Annotated in this window: 13 protein-coding genes; 8 read left to right on the top strand and 5 right to left on the bottom strand. The window is 66.2% G+C overall.

What is annotated here, in order from left to right; translation table 11 throughout:
* The first annotated feature begins 65 nt into the window (after positions 1-65).
* A complete protein-coding gene (locus tag ACV17W_RS10095; protein ID WP_462596280.1) occupies positions 66-782 on the top strand; it encodes a LytR/AlgR family response regulator transcription factor in 717 nt (238 codons plus the stop codon).
* A gap of 85 nt (positions 783-867) precedes the next feature.
* Here ACV17W_RS10095 and ACV17W_RS10090 read toward each other — a convergent pair whose 3' ends face one another.
* A complete protein-coding gene (locus tag ACV17W_RS10090; protein ID WP_462596279.1) occupies positions 868-1,101 on the bottom strand; it encodes a hypothetical protein in 234 nt (77 codons plus the stop codon).
* A gap of 163 nt (positions 1,102-1,264) precedes the next feature.
* Between ACV17W_RS10090 and ACV17W_RS10085 the strand changes: the two genes are divergently transcribed.
* Both ACV17W_RS10085 and nadC read left to right on the top strand, forming a co-directional pair.
* Positions 1,265-2,236, top strand: coding sequence for an NUDIX hydrolase (locus tag ACV17W_RS10085; RefSeq protein ID WP_462596278.1), 972 nt, complete (start codon positions 1,265-1,267; stop codon positions 2,234-2,236).
* A gap of 207 nt (positions 2,237-2,443) precedes the next feature.
* On the top strand, positions 2,444-3,319 hold the full coding sequence (gene nadC, locus ACV17W_RS10080; RefSeq protein ID WP_462596277.1) for a carboxylating nicotinate-nucleotide diphosphorylase: 876 nt from the start codon (positions 2,444-2,446) through the stop codon (positions 3,317-3,319).
* A gap of 70 nt (positions 3,320-3,389) precedes the next feature.
* On the opposite strand, the gene ACV17W_RS10075 is transcribed toward nadC, so the two are convergent.
* Positions 3,390-4,067, bottom strand: a complete 678-nt coding sequence (locus tag ACV17W_RS10075) for a tellurite resistance TerB family protein (RefSeq protein ID WP_462596276.1) — start codon at positions 4,065-4,067, stop codon at positions 3,390-3,392.
* A gap of 177 nt (positions 4,068-4,244) precedes the next feature.
* On the opposite strand from ACV17W_RS10075, the gene ACV17W_RS10070 reads away from it, so the two are divergent.
* Positions 4,245-4,643: an OsmC family protein gene (locus ACV17W_RS10070; RefSeq protein WP_462596275.1), complete on the top strand. Its 399-nt coding sequence runs from the start codon at positions 4,245-4,247 to the stop codon at positions 4,641-4,643.
* Between the two features lie 83 nt (positions 4,644-4,726).
* Here ACV17W_RS10070 and fabI read toward each other — a convergent pair whose 3' ends face one another.
* The 3 genes from fabI to gloB form a co-directional block, all read right to left on the bottom strand.
* A complete protein-coding gene (fabI, locus tag ACV17W_RS10065) occupies positions 4,727-5,512 on the bottom strand; it encodes an enoyl-ACP reductase FabI (RefSeq protein ID WP_462596273.1) in 786 nt (261 codons plus the stop codon).
* Between the two features lie 90 nt (positions 5,513-5,602).
* A complete protein-coding gene (locus ACV17W_RS10060) occupies positions 5,603-6,985 on the bottom strand; it encodes a transglycosylase SLT domain-containing protein (protein WP_462596272.1) in 1,383 nt (460 codons plus the stop codon).
* A gap of 10 nt (positions 6,986-6,995) precedes the next feature.
* Complete coding sequence (gene gloB / locus ACV17W_RS10055; protein WP_462596516.1) at positions 6,996-7,805, bottom strand: hydroxyacylglutathione hydrolase; 810 nt, start codon at positions 7,803-7,805, stop codon at positions 6,996-6,998.
* Between the two features lie 17 nt (positions 7,806-7,822).
* On the opposite strand from gloB, the gene ACV17W_RS10050 reads away from it, so the two are divergent.
* The 4 genes from ACV17W_RS10050 to ACV17W_RS10035 all read left to right on the top strand — a co-directional run bounded on the left by ACV17W_RS10050 (position 7,823) and on the right by ACV17W_RS10035 (position 13,576).
* Complete coding sequence (locus ACV17W_RS10050; RefSeq protein ID WP_462596271.1) at positions 7,823-8,596, top strand: methyltransferase domain-containing protein; 774 nt, start codon at positions 7,823-7,825, stop codon at positions 8,594-8,596.
* Between the two features lie 48 nt (positions 8,597-8,644).
* Positions 8,645-9,115, top strand: a complete 471-nt coding sequence (gene rnhA, locus ACV17W_RS10045; RefSeq protein WP_462596270.1) for a ribonuclease HI — start codon at positions 8,645-8,647, stop codon at positions 9,113-9,115.
* A gap of 250 nt (positions 9,116-9,365) precedes the next feature.
* On the top strand, positions 9,366-10,472 hold the full coding sequence (locus tag ACV17W_RS10040; RefSeq protein ID WP_462596269.1) for an efflux RND transporter periplasmic adaptor subunit: 1,107 nt from the start codon (positions 9,366-9,368) through the stop codon (positions 10,470-10,472).
* Positions 10,469-13,576, top strand: coding sequence for an efflux RND transporter permease subunit (locus ACV17W_RS10035; protein WP_462596268.1), 3,108 nt, complete (start codon positions 10,469-10,471; stop codon positions 13,574-13,576). Before ACV17W_RS10040 ends, ACV17W_RS10035 begins: the two co-directional genes overlap by 4 nt.
* Positions 13,577-13,578: the final 2 nt, after the last annotated feature.

Here is a 13,578-nt window from a genome sequence, read left to right as displayed (position 1 = left end):
CGCGCGATGGTTGGCCGCGTGGCGCCGCCGGCGCCCGGCATCTTGCCGTTTTGCCAGAGGCTGCTGTGCTGCGCCTAGTGCTGGTCGACGATGAAGCGCCTGCACGGCGCTATCTGCGCCGCATGCTCGAGTCGCTGGATGGCCCTCGGGTCGTGGCGGAAGCCGACTGCATTCATGGCGCGATCGAAGCGATCAATCAGCAGAAACCTGATGCGGTATTTCTCGATATCGAGTTGACGCGAGGCACCTCGTTCGACGTTCTCGAATCGCTGGCATGCCAGCCCTGCCTGGTGTTTGTGACGGCACACCCACCCTACGCGACACGGGCGTTCGAGGTCGACGCCGTTGACTATCTGCTGAAGCCGGTCGGTATCGAGCGGCTGCGCCATACGGTCCAGCGGTTGTATACGCGCCTGAACCGACCCTGGGGCGACAATGCGTTTCTCACCGTGCGACATCAGGGGCAGAGCCAGATCATTCGTGCACAAGCCGTTGCGGCGCTGGTGGCCCAGCGCGATTACGTCAAGCTGCATGTCGCCGAGGGGCAGTCGTTCCTGATGTATGCCACGCTCAAGGGCCTGTTGCCCCAGCTGGGCAGCCTGCCTTTCGTGCAAGTGTCGCGCTCGGTCGTGGTGAACCTGGAGCAGGTCGGACGCGTCGTGGTCGAAGGCGGCCTGACGGCGCAGGTGGAATTCGTGAATGATGCGCCGCCGCTGCAGCTGGGGCGCACCGCGTACGTGCGGCTGCGCGAGGCGCTGGAGGAGCGGCGCCGAGCGGCATAGGCCCGCAGTCGCCAGGCTGCTGCCGCGCCGGCAGAGGCGCGTGCGAAGCGGACATCGGGAAGCCGTACGCAGGTGCGCTTGTGGTTTACCGGCCCGGGTTTTTCAGATGCGAGGTGTCGAGCACGTCGTCCTCGGGCTTGATCACGCCGGGGTCCCCGGGTTCGGACACGGCCCGACCCTGTCGCGAACGCCCGGCCACATCAGGCGCATCGTCGGGCATCGGCATTTCACGCGTGCCATGATCGGCTTGCGTGCGCGTTCGGCTCGGTCGTTGGTCCGGCTTGTCGGCGGGCTGGTTCTCTCTGGCAGTTTTGTTCATGACGGTCTCCAGCAGGGCAGGGCGCATAATGCGCGCTGCGGCAGGATTCATCTTAGGCCGCCCGTGGCTGCTCGGGGTTGACGGCATGTGTCGATTGCAAGGGGCTGTTGCAACGTATCGGCTCTTATAATCCAGGCTTCGCCACTGTTCGCTGCGCGCCGCTTTGACCGACCCTATTGAACGCTCCGTTTCCACCGAACTTGTCGCCGTGCTGGTGGCCGTCAACCAGGGCCAGCCGCGCGTGCTGACCACCGAAGACGCCAGCGCGCTTCCCGCAGGGCCGTTCGAACTGGAACACCGAACGTTGCAAGCCGGACTGCGGGCGTGGGTGGAAACCCAGACGCATCATCCCCTGGGTTATATCGAGCAGCTCTATACCTTCGCCGACCGCGATCGCTCAGACGACGAGGGCCACCGCACCATTTCGGTCAGCTATCTGGGGCTCACTCGCGAAGCCGGCGAGACCGGCGTGGCGCAGGTCGGCTGGCAAGACTGGTATCGTTATTTCCCGTGGGAAGATTTCCGCGAGGGGCCCCCCTCGCTGATCGGTGATCTGATCGCGCCCCGCCTGATGGCGTGGGCCCGCGCGGCGAGCGACCGCGCGACCCAGGCACACCGACGGCAACGCGCCGCGCTGACCTTCGGCCTCGAGGGCGCGGCCTGGAACGAGGACCTGGTGCTGCAGCGCTACGAACTGTTGTTCGAAGCCGGGCTGGTTCCCGAGGCAACGCGCGGTTCGGGCGGCGCAGGGCGCGCGCAGGGCGCAGGCCCGACAGCCCAGTCCGGCGCGATCTTGCCCGGGCAGGCCATGCGCCATGACCATCGGCGCATACTCGCCACCGGCATGGCGCGGCTGCGCGCCAAGATCAAGTATCGGCCGGTGGTTTTCGAGCTGATGCCTCCTGAATTCACGCTGCTGCAATTGCAGACTGCCGTCGAGGCCCTGGCCGGCCGGGGCCTGCACAAACAGAATTTCCGCCGCCTCATCGAACAGCACGCGCTGGTGGAAGAAACGGGAGACATGGCCACAGGCACCACCGGACGGCCCGCCAAACTGTTTCGCTTCCGCCGCGACGTGCTGCTTGAGCGTGCCATCGCTGGCAGCAAGCTGCCCCTGGCGCGCCACACCGAATAGCCGCCGGCCGTTAAAGGGCCAGCAGCAAGCCATGGCCAGGGATGGCGTTCGGGTGACCCCCCACCTGACTCTGCAGAGGCCATTGACGGCGATTGGGTGGCAAGGTGATTCTGCCCTTCTTGACACTCGTTATGCTCAGTATTAGCATAAGTGCTCGGCCATCGCGCCGTGTTTTTTGTCCCACAAATACTCGATGTGAGCATAAAAATGGCCAATGCCTCTTCGTCTGACCATGCCCTGCCCGTGGCGCCGCTACCCCTCGTGATGCTCGAGCCGCTGGTGCGCGCGGCGCTGCTCGAAGACCTGGGGCGAGCCGGCGACATCACTACTGACGCGATCGTGCCCGCCGACGCACAGACGCGTACGCGGCTGGTTGCACGACAGGCGGGCGTGCTCGCCGGGCTGGACCTCGCCCGCCTGGCGTTCCGCATGATGGACCCGGCGATCGAGTTCAACGCCGTACTGGCCGATGGCGCGCGCCTGCAGCCGGGCTCGGAAATCGCCGTCATCAGCGGCCCGGCCAGGGGGATGCTGACCGCCGAGCGCACGGCGCTGAATTTCCTGTGCCACCTGAGCGGCGTGGCCACGGCCACAGCCTCGATCGCCGACGCCATCCGGCCCCACGGCGCCAAAGTCACCTGCACGCGCAAGACGATGCCCGGGCTGCGGGCGGTGCAGAAATATGCGGTGCGGGTGGGCGGCGGCAGCAATCACCGCCACGGCCTGGACGATGCCGTACTGATCAAAGACAACCATGTGGCGGTGGCCGGCGGAGTGCGCCAGGCCGTGCTGCGCGCCAGGGCGGCCATCGGGCACCTGGTCAAGATCGAACTGGAAGTCGATACCCTGGACCAGCTGGACGAGGCCCTGGAAACCGGTGTTGACGTGGTGCTGCTGGACAATATGGACCTGCCCACGCTGCGCGAAGCCGTGCGGCGTGCGCAAGGCCGGGCCGTCACCGAGGCCTCGGGCGGCATTACGCCGGAAACGGCGCCAGAGGTGGCGGCCACCGGCGTGGACCTGATCGCGGTAGGCTGGCTCACGCACAGCGCACGCGTGCTGGATATCGGCCTGGACAGCTGAGGCGCCTCTTGTGACCGCCGGCTCGCGGGCGTGCCGGCGGTCACAGGGCCAAGCCGGCGGCAGTGTGGCCTCAGGCCGCCGTTCTGACCTGGGACTCGAGCTGCGCCTTCAGGTCGGGCGGCAGCTTCAGCTGGCGGGCAAGCTCATCGAGATAGGCGCGTTCCATAAAGCTTTCTTCGTCGATCACCAGCAGGCTCGCCAGGTACATTTCGGCCGCCATCTCGGGGGTCTGCGCAGCGGCGGCCACAGCCACCGGATCCACGGGCCGGCTCAATTCGGTTTCGAGCCAGTTGCGGTCGGATGCGTCGCCCAGCTTGCCCAATTCGGTTTCCAGCAGCTGCCTTTCTTCGGGGCCGATATGGCCGTCGGCCTTGGCCGCGCCGATCATGGCCGAGAGAATGGCGCTACTGTGCTGCTCGGCCTGGGCCGGAGGCAGCCGGTCGAGCGTCTGCGGAGGCTGCGCGGGTGACTGCGCCTGCTGGCGCTGCCAATCGCCGTAGGCGCGGTAGGCCAGGGCACCCAGGGCCGCCATTCCCCCGTACATGGCCACCTTGCCGCCGATCTTGCGGGCCTTTTTGCTGCCCAGCAGCAGCCCCAGCGCACCCGCGCCCAGGGCGCCGCCGCCCAGGCCAGTGAGAAACGACGGGCCGTGGGTGCCGGCCGCGGCCGACTGGGCGCGCGTGCTGGCGTCTCGAGCCAGGCTCTGGCCGGATTGCAGAAGTTGATCAAGTAGCTGGCGGGCGCTCATGGGGTGCTCCAATCGGTGTTCAGACTTCGTCTGACAACCGCCGGGCTTCAGAGTTCACCGGGAAGGGCGGATCGGCGCGCGGCGCGCGGCGTGCGGCACTGTCGAAGGCGCCCACGCCTGGATAGGGAAGTGCTACAAAGATGCACGGCCTGCGAGGCCGCAACGCCGGAGATCCAGATGACCATACGCATACGCCAGAACGCTCCCAGCAGCGTGCAGTTCACCGCCACGGCCGAGGGCCACGCTTTGCCGCTCGATATGCCGCAACCGCAGGGGGCGGGCCCGGACCCGCACGACTATTTCGATACGGCCCTGGGGGGATGCAAGGCCATGACGGTCATGCTGTATGCGCAGCGCAAGGAAATTCCGCTGGAGTCGGTCGACGTGGATGTGGTGCGGGATGCCGGCGAAGAACGCAAGGGCGTGTATCGGCTGACCGCCAAGCTGACACTGCACGGACCGCTCAGCGACGAGCAGATCGACCAATTGTTTGCCGTGGCGGAAAAGTGCCCGATTCACAGGCTGATGACGGCGGTGGATGTGCAGGTGTCCACGCTGGTGGTGCGCCCGGCCTGAGCGCCTGGGGCGGCGCCGACGAGATTTCGCCGGCAAAGCCGCGTGCGCGCGGCGCCTGCGATGGCAGGACGCCGCCGCGCGTTTCAGCCTTCCATGCCAGCCGTGACAGTGGAAAACCCGGCGTCGACGTGCGTGATTTCGCCGGTGACGCCGGCCGCCAGATCGGACAGCAGGAAGGCGGCCACGTTGCCGACTTCTTCGATGGTGACATTACGGCGCAGGGGCGCCTGGCTTTCGACGAACTTGAGAATCGCCGAGAAGTCCTTGATGCCGCTGGCAGCCAGCGTCTTGATGGGCCCCGCCGAAATGCCATTGGCACGAATGCCGCGCGGGCCCAGGGCCGAAGCCAGGTAGCGCACGCTGGCTTCAAGCGAGGCCTTGGCCAGGCCCATGGTGTTGTAGTTGGGCACCACGCGTTCCGCGCCCAGGTACGTGAGCGTCAGTACCGAGGCGGCGCGGCCCTGCATCAGCGGCAGCGCGGCCTTGGCCATGGCCGGGAAGCTGTAGGCCGAGATGTCGTGGGCAATGCGGAAGCCTTCGCGTGACAGCCCGTCGAGGAAGTTGCCGGCGATGGCTTCGCGCGGTGCAAAGCCGATGGAGTGCACCAGGCCATCGAGGCCGTCCCACCGCTGGCCCAGCTCGGTGAATGCGTTTTCGATCTGGCTGTCTTCGGCGACGTCACAGGGCAGCACGATGTCGCTGCCGAATTCCGTGGCGAACTCGCTGACACGGTCTTTGAAGCGGTCGCCCACATAGGTGAAAGCCAGTTCGGCGCCCTGCTGGTGGCAGGCTTGCGCAATGCCGTAGGCAATGGATCGGTTGGAAAGCACCCCGGTGACCAGGATGCGCTTGCCTGCGAGAAAACCCATGTGTCGTGTCCTTGAAATTCCGTGCGGAAGGCCGCTATTTTAGAGCGTAACGGGCCGGGCCGGGCCGGCCGGGCCGGCCCCCGCCGGGGCTCAGCCCCGTGCGCCAGTGCCCGGAATGCGCAGTTGCGAACCGACCTTCAGGTTGTTGCCCTTCAGGTTGTTCAAAGCGCGCAGATTCTCCACCGACGTGCCGTAGCGTTGCGCCAGCCGGTACAAGGTGTCGCCGGCCTGTACCTTGTGGGTGCGGACATTGGGGCGGCGGCTGTTGGTGCGCGTGGCGGGCGTGGCGCGAGCCGGTGCCGAGTCGAGCGCACCCGCCGGAGTCGACAGCGATGCCAGTTGCACGCCGCCTGTCTGCGCTGCAGCGGGCACCAGCAGGGTGCCACCGCTGGCTACCTTGCTGCGGCGGGGCACGTCGTTGGCGCGCCGCAGTTCGGCTTCGGACACGCCGAAGCGTTTGGCGATCGAGGCGTACGATTCGCCACGGCGCGGCTGGTATACCTTCCAGGAGCTCAGGTCGCCCTTGTAGGCCATCAGGTTGGCATTGAACGTGGCCACGCGGTCGGTGGGCAGCAACAGGGTGGGCCGGTGTTCGCCGCGTATGACCGGGCGATTGAACGAGGGGTTGAGCGCCTTGAACTCTTCCAGCGGCATTTCGGCCAGGCGGGCTGCGACTTCGAGGTCGATGTCGCGGTTCTTGCGCACCATGGCGAAATACGGCGTGTTGTCGACGGGCGGCAACGCTACCGCATACTTGCGCGGATTGGCGATGATGTTCTTGATGGCCTGCAGCTTCGGCACATAGTTGCGCGTCTCGTCGGGCATGTCCAGCGACAGGTAGTCGGTGGGCAGGCCCGCCGCTTCATTGCGCGCCATGGCGCGCTGTACCGAGCCTTCGCCCCAGTTGTACGAAGCCAGCGCCAGGTACCAGTCGCCCTGCATTTCGAAGAGCTTTTCCAGGTAGTCGAGTGCGGCGTAGGTCGAGGCAATGGGATCGCGGCGCTCATCGCGCCACCAGTCCTGCTTCAGTTTGAAATACTGGCCCGTCGTAGGAATGAACTGCCATAGTCCGGACGCTTGAGACCGCGACAGGGCCGTGGGGTTGTAGGCACTTTCCACGAACGGCAGCAGAGCCAATTCAGTGGGCAGGCCGCGACGATTGATTTCTTCGACGATGAAGTACAGATACTTGCCGGCCCGTTCGGCCATGCGCTGCACCGATTCCGGGTGGGCCGCATAGTATTCGGTCCATTCCTGGGCCAGCTGGGTGTTCAGGTTGGGTACCGCAAAGCCGCGGCGGATGCGGTCCCAGGCGTCGGCCGGGGGGCTGGTGAGGTCAACCGTGCGGGAAGTGTCCTGGGCGACGTAGGGTTGTTCGGCGGTGTCGGCTGTCTGTACCGGTTGGCGCGTAGTGCCGGCGCAGCCGGCGAGCATGGCAAGAACAAGGGGTATCAGGAGTCGGAAAAGGGTCATCGGAGGGCGGTCACTTGAAATCGTTCTTCCATAGGCGCAAGGCTGCAAACACGGCAGCGGGCGTGTGCAGGGCACGTCCGGCATGTACTGCTGCAGCCTGGGCAACTTCGGCTTGCTGTGTACGCAAGAACGGATTCGTGTCCCGCTCTTGCCGCAGGGTGGACGGCAGCGTGGGACGCTCTTGTTCGCGCAACTGCCGGGCCCGCTGATACCACTGTTGCAGGGTGCGGTTGGCGGGTTCGACCGCCATGGCCCAGCGCAAGTTCGCTAGAGTGTACTCGTGTGCGCAGCAAACCTGTGTATCGGCCGGTAATGCGGCGAATTTCTCCAGCGATTCATGCATCTGTTCGGGCGTGCCCTCGAACAGCCGGCCGCAGCCTCCGGCAAACAGGGTGTCACCGCAGAAAAGCAGGGGCGATTGGCCTGCCGCCCTGCCGTGGTAGGCGATATGCCCGGCCGTATGGCCCGGCACGTCGAGCACCGCGAGGTCCAGGTCGAGCTCGGGCAGGGTCACGCGGTCGCCTTCGGACATTCGCACATCGCAGTGCGGCAGGGTTTCGCGGGCGGGCCCATAGACCGTCACCGGGGTATGTTGCAGCAATTCAAGCACGCCGCCGACATGGTCGCCGTGGTGATGGGTGAGTAGAATGGCGCGCAACTGCAGCCCGTGTCGGTCCAGCAGGTCGAGCACCGGCCCTGCCTCGCCCGGGTCGACCACGGCGGCCATCCCGTGGCGCACAATGGCCCATATATAGTTGTCGGAGAAAGCCGGCAGGGGTACGACGGCGCCTTCGCCGTCGAAGGCGGGCATGGCTGGCATCATTTCAGGAACTCACCTTGACCGAAGAAACTCCGCCGATTGTAGAACTGGCCGAATGGTTTCAGACCCCCCCCGGCGAATATGTGCTGGCTTGGGAGCGCGCCCAGTTCGACGCCATGGTGGCGGATGTCTTCGGATATTACGCCTGGCAGGCCGGTCTGGCCGAAACCAACCTGCTGCAGGCGAATCGCATGCCGTTCAAGGGCTGGGTGGGAACCGAGATGCCCACGCCGGGGCAGGCGGCGGCCTGGCAGGGCTGCGTGATCGCACGCCCCGATGCGCTGCCCTTCGAAACCCAGAGCGTCGATCTGTTGGTGCTGCCGCATGCGTTCGAATGTACCGATGCGCCGCACGACGTGCTGCGCGAAGCCGAACGCGTGCTGGTGCCCGAAGGTCGGCTGGTGATCTCGGGCTTCAACCCTTGGAGCCTCTGGGGGGCGCGCAACCGCATGCCGGCCATGGAACAGTGGCTGCCGCACCCGCCTTCGGCTCAGGTATCCTTGCCGCGCCTGAAAGACTGGCTGAAGCTGATGTCGTTCGACGTCGGCCCCGGCCGGTTCGGCTGCTACAGTCCCGCGTGCCGCACCGAAAAATGGCTGCGGCGGTGGAATTTCATGGAAACCTACGGGCGGCGCTGGTGGGCCGTGGGCGGCGCGGTCTACGTGGTGTCCGCAGTCAAGCGGGTGGCCGGCATGCGCCTCATCGGCCCGGCCTGGAAGAAATCCCGGCGCAGACGGGCCCGGGCGGCGTCCGTGGCGGTCAACCGCCAGGCCGGGCCCGGCAAACCATGACGAACGGCGGCGCCCTGGGCGCCGTCACGTCCACAACATACCAAGACGATGCAATCTGACAGCAACAACGACGGCCAGCAGGTCGATATGTGGACCGACGGCGCCTGCAAGGGAAACCCGGGGCCGGGCGGCTGGGGCGTGCTGATGCGCGCCGGCGCGCACGAGAAAACGCTGCATGGCGGCGAGCCCAGCACCACCAATAACCGCATGGAACTCCTGGCGGTCATCGAAGGGCTGCGCACGCTGAAGCGGCCGTGCCGGGTGGTCATCCATACCGACTCCCAGTACGTCATGAAAGGCATGACCGAATGGCTGGCAAACTGGAAGCGGCGCGGCTGGCTCACCGCCGATAAAAAGCCGGTAAAGAATGCCGAGCTATGGCAGGCGCTGGACGAGCAGGTGGCCCGGCACACGGTTGCGTGGCGCTGGGTGCGCGGGCATGCCGGCGACCCCGGAAACGAGCGGGCCGACGCGCTGGCCAACCAGGGCGTGGAAGTCGCGCGCAAGAGCATGCGGTAGCCGCGGGCTCGGCCGCCGCGCCGGCCGCCAGCCGGGGCCGGGCGGCAAGCCCGAAGGTCTGACGACTTGGAAGAACACGGATTCCTCGGGGTATACCCGGAAAGCCGGTCACCGGGCGCACCGGCGGCCCGGTATTTGTGCCAGTATGTAAAGAGCTGGTGCTACAGTGCCAGGCCACGTATTTCTTCTTCCGAATGCGTCCGGAACGTCCCCCCCGGGCGGCGGCTCCGATGCATTGCCACCAATACGCATGAAAAAAGTTGTTCTGCTGGCCGCTGCGGCGGCCGGGCTCGCCGCGGGTGCAGCCCTGGGTTTCTGGGCGCCGCGCTGGCTGGGCCCTGCCGGCGACCCTGTTTCTCCAGCCCCCGTGGCCACTGTTGCAGCGCCGTCCGCCATTCGCGTCGAGGTCGCGGATGTGCAGCAACTGACGTTCACGCGCGGCATTTCCGCGGTGGGCAGTCTGCGTTCGGACGAGTCCGTCGTGTTGCGGCCCGAAGTCGCGGGCCGAATTCAGCAGATCGACTTCAAGGAAGGTCAGCCCGTTGAGCAGGGCCAGGTGTTGATCCGCCTGGATGCCTCGGTGCCACGCGCCGAACTGGACCAGGCGCGCGCCAACCTGGCGCTGGCGCAGAGCCACTACCGGCGAGCGGTGGAATTGCAGGGCCGCGGCTTCGTCAGCCAGCAGGCGCGCGACGAGGCGGCCAGCAATCTGAAGGTGCAGCAGGCCGCCGCGGCGCTGGCCCAGGCACGGCTCGACAAGATGACCATACGCGCACCCTTTGCCGGCATCGTCGGCCTGCGCACCATGTCGGTGGGCGACTATGTCGACCAGGGGCAGGACCTGGCGCCGCTCGAAGCCATCGATCCGCTGAAGGTCGATTTCCGGGTGCCGGAAATGTACTTCGGCAAGGTGCGGGTCGGACAGGCCCTGACCGTGCGGCTCGACGCCCTGCCGGGCGAAGAGCGCGAGGGTCGCGTGTATGCCGTGAGCCCGTTGGTCGACGCGGGCGGCCGATCGATCCTGTTGCGTGCCACGGTGCCCAACCCCGATTCTCGCCTGCGGCCGGGCATGTTCGCCAGGGTGCAACTGCTGTTCGGTGCCGATCAGGTGCTCGCCGTGCCCGAGGCCGCGCTGGCGCCGTCCGGCCAGAGCCAGTATGTATTCAACGTGCGCGACGGGCGTGCGCATCGGGCCGAAGTCACGCTGGGCGAGCGCCGCGATGGCAAGGTCGAGATCCTGACGGGCGTAGCGGCTGGCGACCAGGTGGTGGTGGCGGGCTTCCAGCGCCTGACCGATGGCGCGGCCGTCGATGTCGTTCGAGACGCGGCAAGCGCCGCAGGGCCGGGTCGATCATGATCCTGTCCGAGGTCTGCATCAAGCGCCCGGTGTTCGCATCGGTGCTGTCGCTGATCATCGTGCTGATCGGGCTGATCTCGTACAGCCGCCTGACGGTGCGCGAATACCCCAATATCGACGAACCGATCGTCTCGGTGAACACCACCTACAAGGGGGCGTCGCCGGAGGTCATCGAATCCCAGGTGACCAAGCCGCTCGAAGACCAGTTGGCGGGCATAGAAGGGGTCAACGTGATGACCTCGCGCAGCCGCACCGAGCGCAGCCAGATCAACATCAAATTCGATCTCACGCGCGACCCCGACGCAGCCGCAGCCGAGGTGCGCGACAAGGTGTCGCGCGCACGCCGCTACCTTCCCGACGAAATCGATGAGCCGATCATCGGCAAGGTCGAGGCCGATTCGCTGCCCATTATCTATATCGCCGTCGAATCCGGATCGCTGTCGGCCATCCAGACGTCGGACTACATCAACCGCTATATCAAGACGCGTCTTTCCGTGCTGCCCGGCGCGGCCGAGGTGCGGGTATATGGCGAACGACTTCCTTCCATGCGGGTCTACGTCGACCGCGACAAGCTGGCCGCCTACAACCTGACGGTGCAGGATGTCGAGACGGCGCTCGCCAGCCAGAACGTAGAGATTCCCGCCGGGCGCATCGAGTCGCGAGATCGCGAGTTTTCGGTAGTGTCGTCCACCGACCTGCAGACCCCGCCGCAGTTCGCCGCCATCGTCGTGGCCAACGTAAAGGGGTACCCGGTCCGTCTGGGCGACGTCGCCAAAGTCGAAATCGGCGCGGCCGAAGACCGCATATTGTCGCGTTTCAACGGGCGCCCGGCCATCAACATCGGCCTGACGCGCCAGTCCACCGCCAACCCGCTGGATCTGTCCAAGGCGGTGCGGGCCGAGGTGGCGCAGCTCAATGAGACCCTGCCGGCCGGCATGAAGCTGAACGTCGCCTACGATTCTTCGGTGTTCATCGAGAGGTCCATTCAATCGGTGTTCCAGACCATCGGCGAAGCCATCGTGCTCGTGGTGCTGGTGATTTTCTTTTTCCTGCGCAACCTGCGCGCGAGCATCATCCCCATCGTAACCATCCCGGTGTCGCTCATCGGCGCGTGCGGGCTCATGTACCTGTTCGGCTTTTCGGTCAACACGCTGACGCTGCTTGCGATGGTGCTGGCCATCGGCCTGGTGGTCGACGACGCCATCGTGGTGCTGGAAAACATATTCCGCCACATCGAAGAAGGCATGCCGCCACGGCAGGCGGCCTTCCGGGGCTCGAAAGAAATCGGTTTCGCGGTGGTGGCCATGACGCTGACCCTGGTCACGGTGTATGCGCCACTGGCGTTTGCCACGGGGCGCACGGGCCGGCTTTTCATCGAGTTCGCGCTGACGCTGGCCGGGGCAGTGCTCGTGTCGGGATTTGTGGCGCTGACGCTCACCCCCATGATGTGTTCTGCGCTGTTGCGGCATCAGCCGCGCCACAACCGGTGGTACAACCTGGTGGAAGGCTGGCTCGAGGCGCTGGGCCGCGGCTACCGGCGTTCGCTGGGCATGGCGCTGCGACATCGCGGCGCGGTGGTCGTGGCCGGATTGCTGGTAGCCGGGGCCAGCGGCGTGCTGTTTTCAGTGGTCAAGAGCGAACTCGCTCCCGTCGAAGACCGCGGTGTGATCTTCGGCACCGTAAGTGCGCCCGAAGGCGCCACACTGAACTACACGCTCGACAGCATGCTCGAGATCGAACAGTTCTACAGCCAGATTCCCGAGGGCGCGGCGCACCAGGTGTCGGTGGGGTTTCCCACCGTCAGCGACGGCACGGCCATCCTGCGCCTCAAGCCCTGGGAAGAGCGCGACCGCAAGCAGCAGGACATCGCGCGCGAACTGCAGCCGAAGTTCGCCAACCTGCCGGGCGTGCGCGCCTTCCCCACCAACCCTCCGTCGCTGGGGCAGTCGGCGCGGTCGAAACCCGTGGAGTTCGTGATCATGAGCCAGGCCTCGTATCCCGAACTGGCCACGATGGTCGAGGTGTTCCTGGCCGAGCTGCGCAAATATCCTGGCCTCGTCAACCTGGACACCGATCTGCGGCTGAATACACCCGAACTGCGCGTGCAGGTCGACCGCGACAAGATGGCCGACGTGGGGGCGGGCGTGGATGTGGTCGGCCGCACCCTGGAATCCATGCTTGGCGGGCGCCAGGTGACCCGCTACAAAGACCAGGGCGAGCAGTACGACGTCATCGTCCAGGTGCTGCCGCGCGATCGCGCCAACCCCGCCGATATCTCGGGCATCTACGTACGAACCCGCGACGGCAGCATGGTGCAGCTGGATAACCTGCTGTCCGTGCACGAAAGCGTGTCGCCTCAATCGCTCAATCACTTCAACCGCCTGCGCGCCGTCAAGGTCGAGGCCGCGGTCGCGCCCGGATACGCATTGGGCGAAGTGCTGGAGCACATGCAAGAAGTTGCACGGCGTGTCCTGCCGCACACGGTTGTCACTGATCTCGACGGGCAGTCGCGCGAATTCCGCGATTCGTCCGGCAGCATCTATCTGGTTTTCGCCATGGCCCTGGCTTTCATCTACCTGGTCATGGCGGCGCAGTTCGAGAGCTGGCGCAACCCGTTCGTCATCATGCTCTCGGTCCCCTTGTCCATGACCGGCGCGCTGCTGGCGTTGTGGGCCACCGGGGGCACACTGTCCATCTATAGCCAGATCGGGCTGATCACGCTGGTGGGGCTGATTACCAAGCACGGTATTCTTATCGTCGAGTTCGCCAACCAGCTGCGCGACGAAGGGCGCGAGCTATTCGAAGCCGTCACCGAAGCCAGCGTGCTGCGCCTGCGGCCCATCCTGATGACCACCGGCGCCATGGTGCTGGGAACGCTGCCGCTGGCGGTGTCGCAGGGCGCCGGCGCCGAGTCGCGGCAGCAGATCGGCTGGGTACTGGTCGGCGGGCTGACGCTGGGTACACTACTGACTTTGTTCGTCGTACCGGTGGCCTACACCCTGGTGGCGTCCGTGCGGCGCAAGCCAGGCCAGGCCGATATGGCGGCGGGCGCCACGCCGCCTCACGCCCCGGCCCCGGGCACGCACCACCCCATTACCAAATAGTC

Source organism: Bordetella sp. MIP270_01_BMS (genome assembly GCF_054958705.1).
The sequence above is the reverse complement of the archived record's forward strand: the minus strand, read 5'-3'. Positions and strand labels throughout refer to the sequence as shown.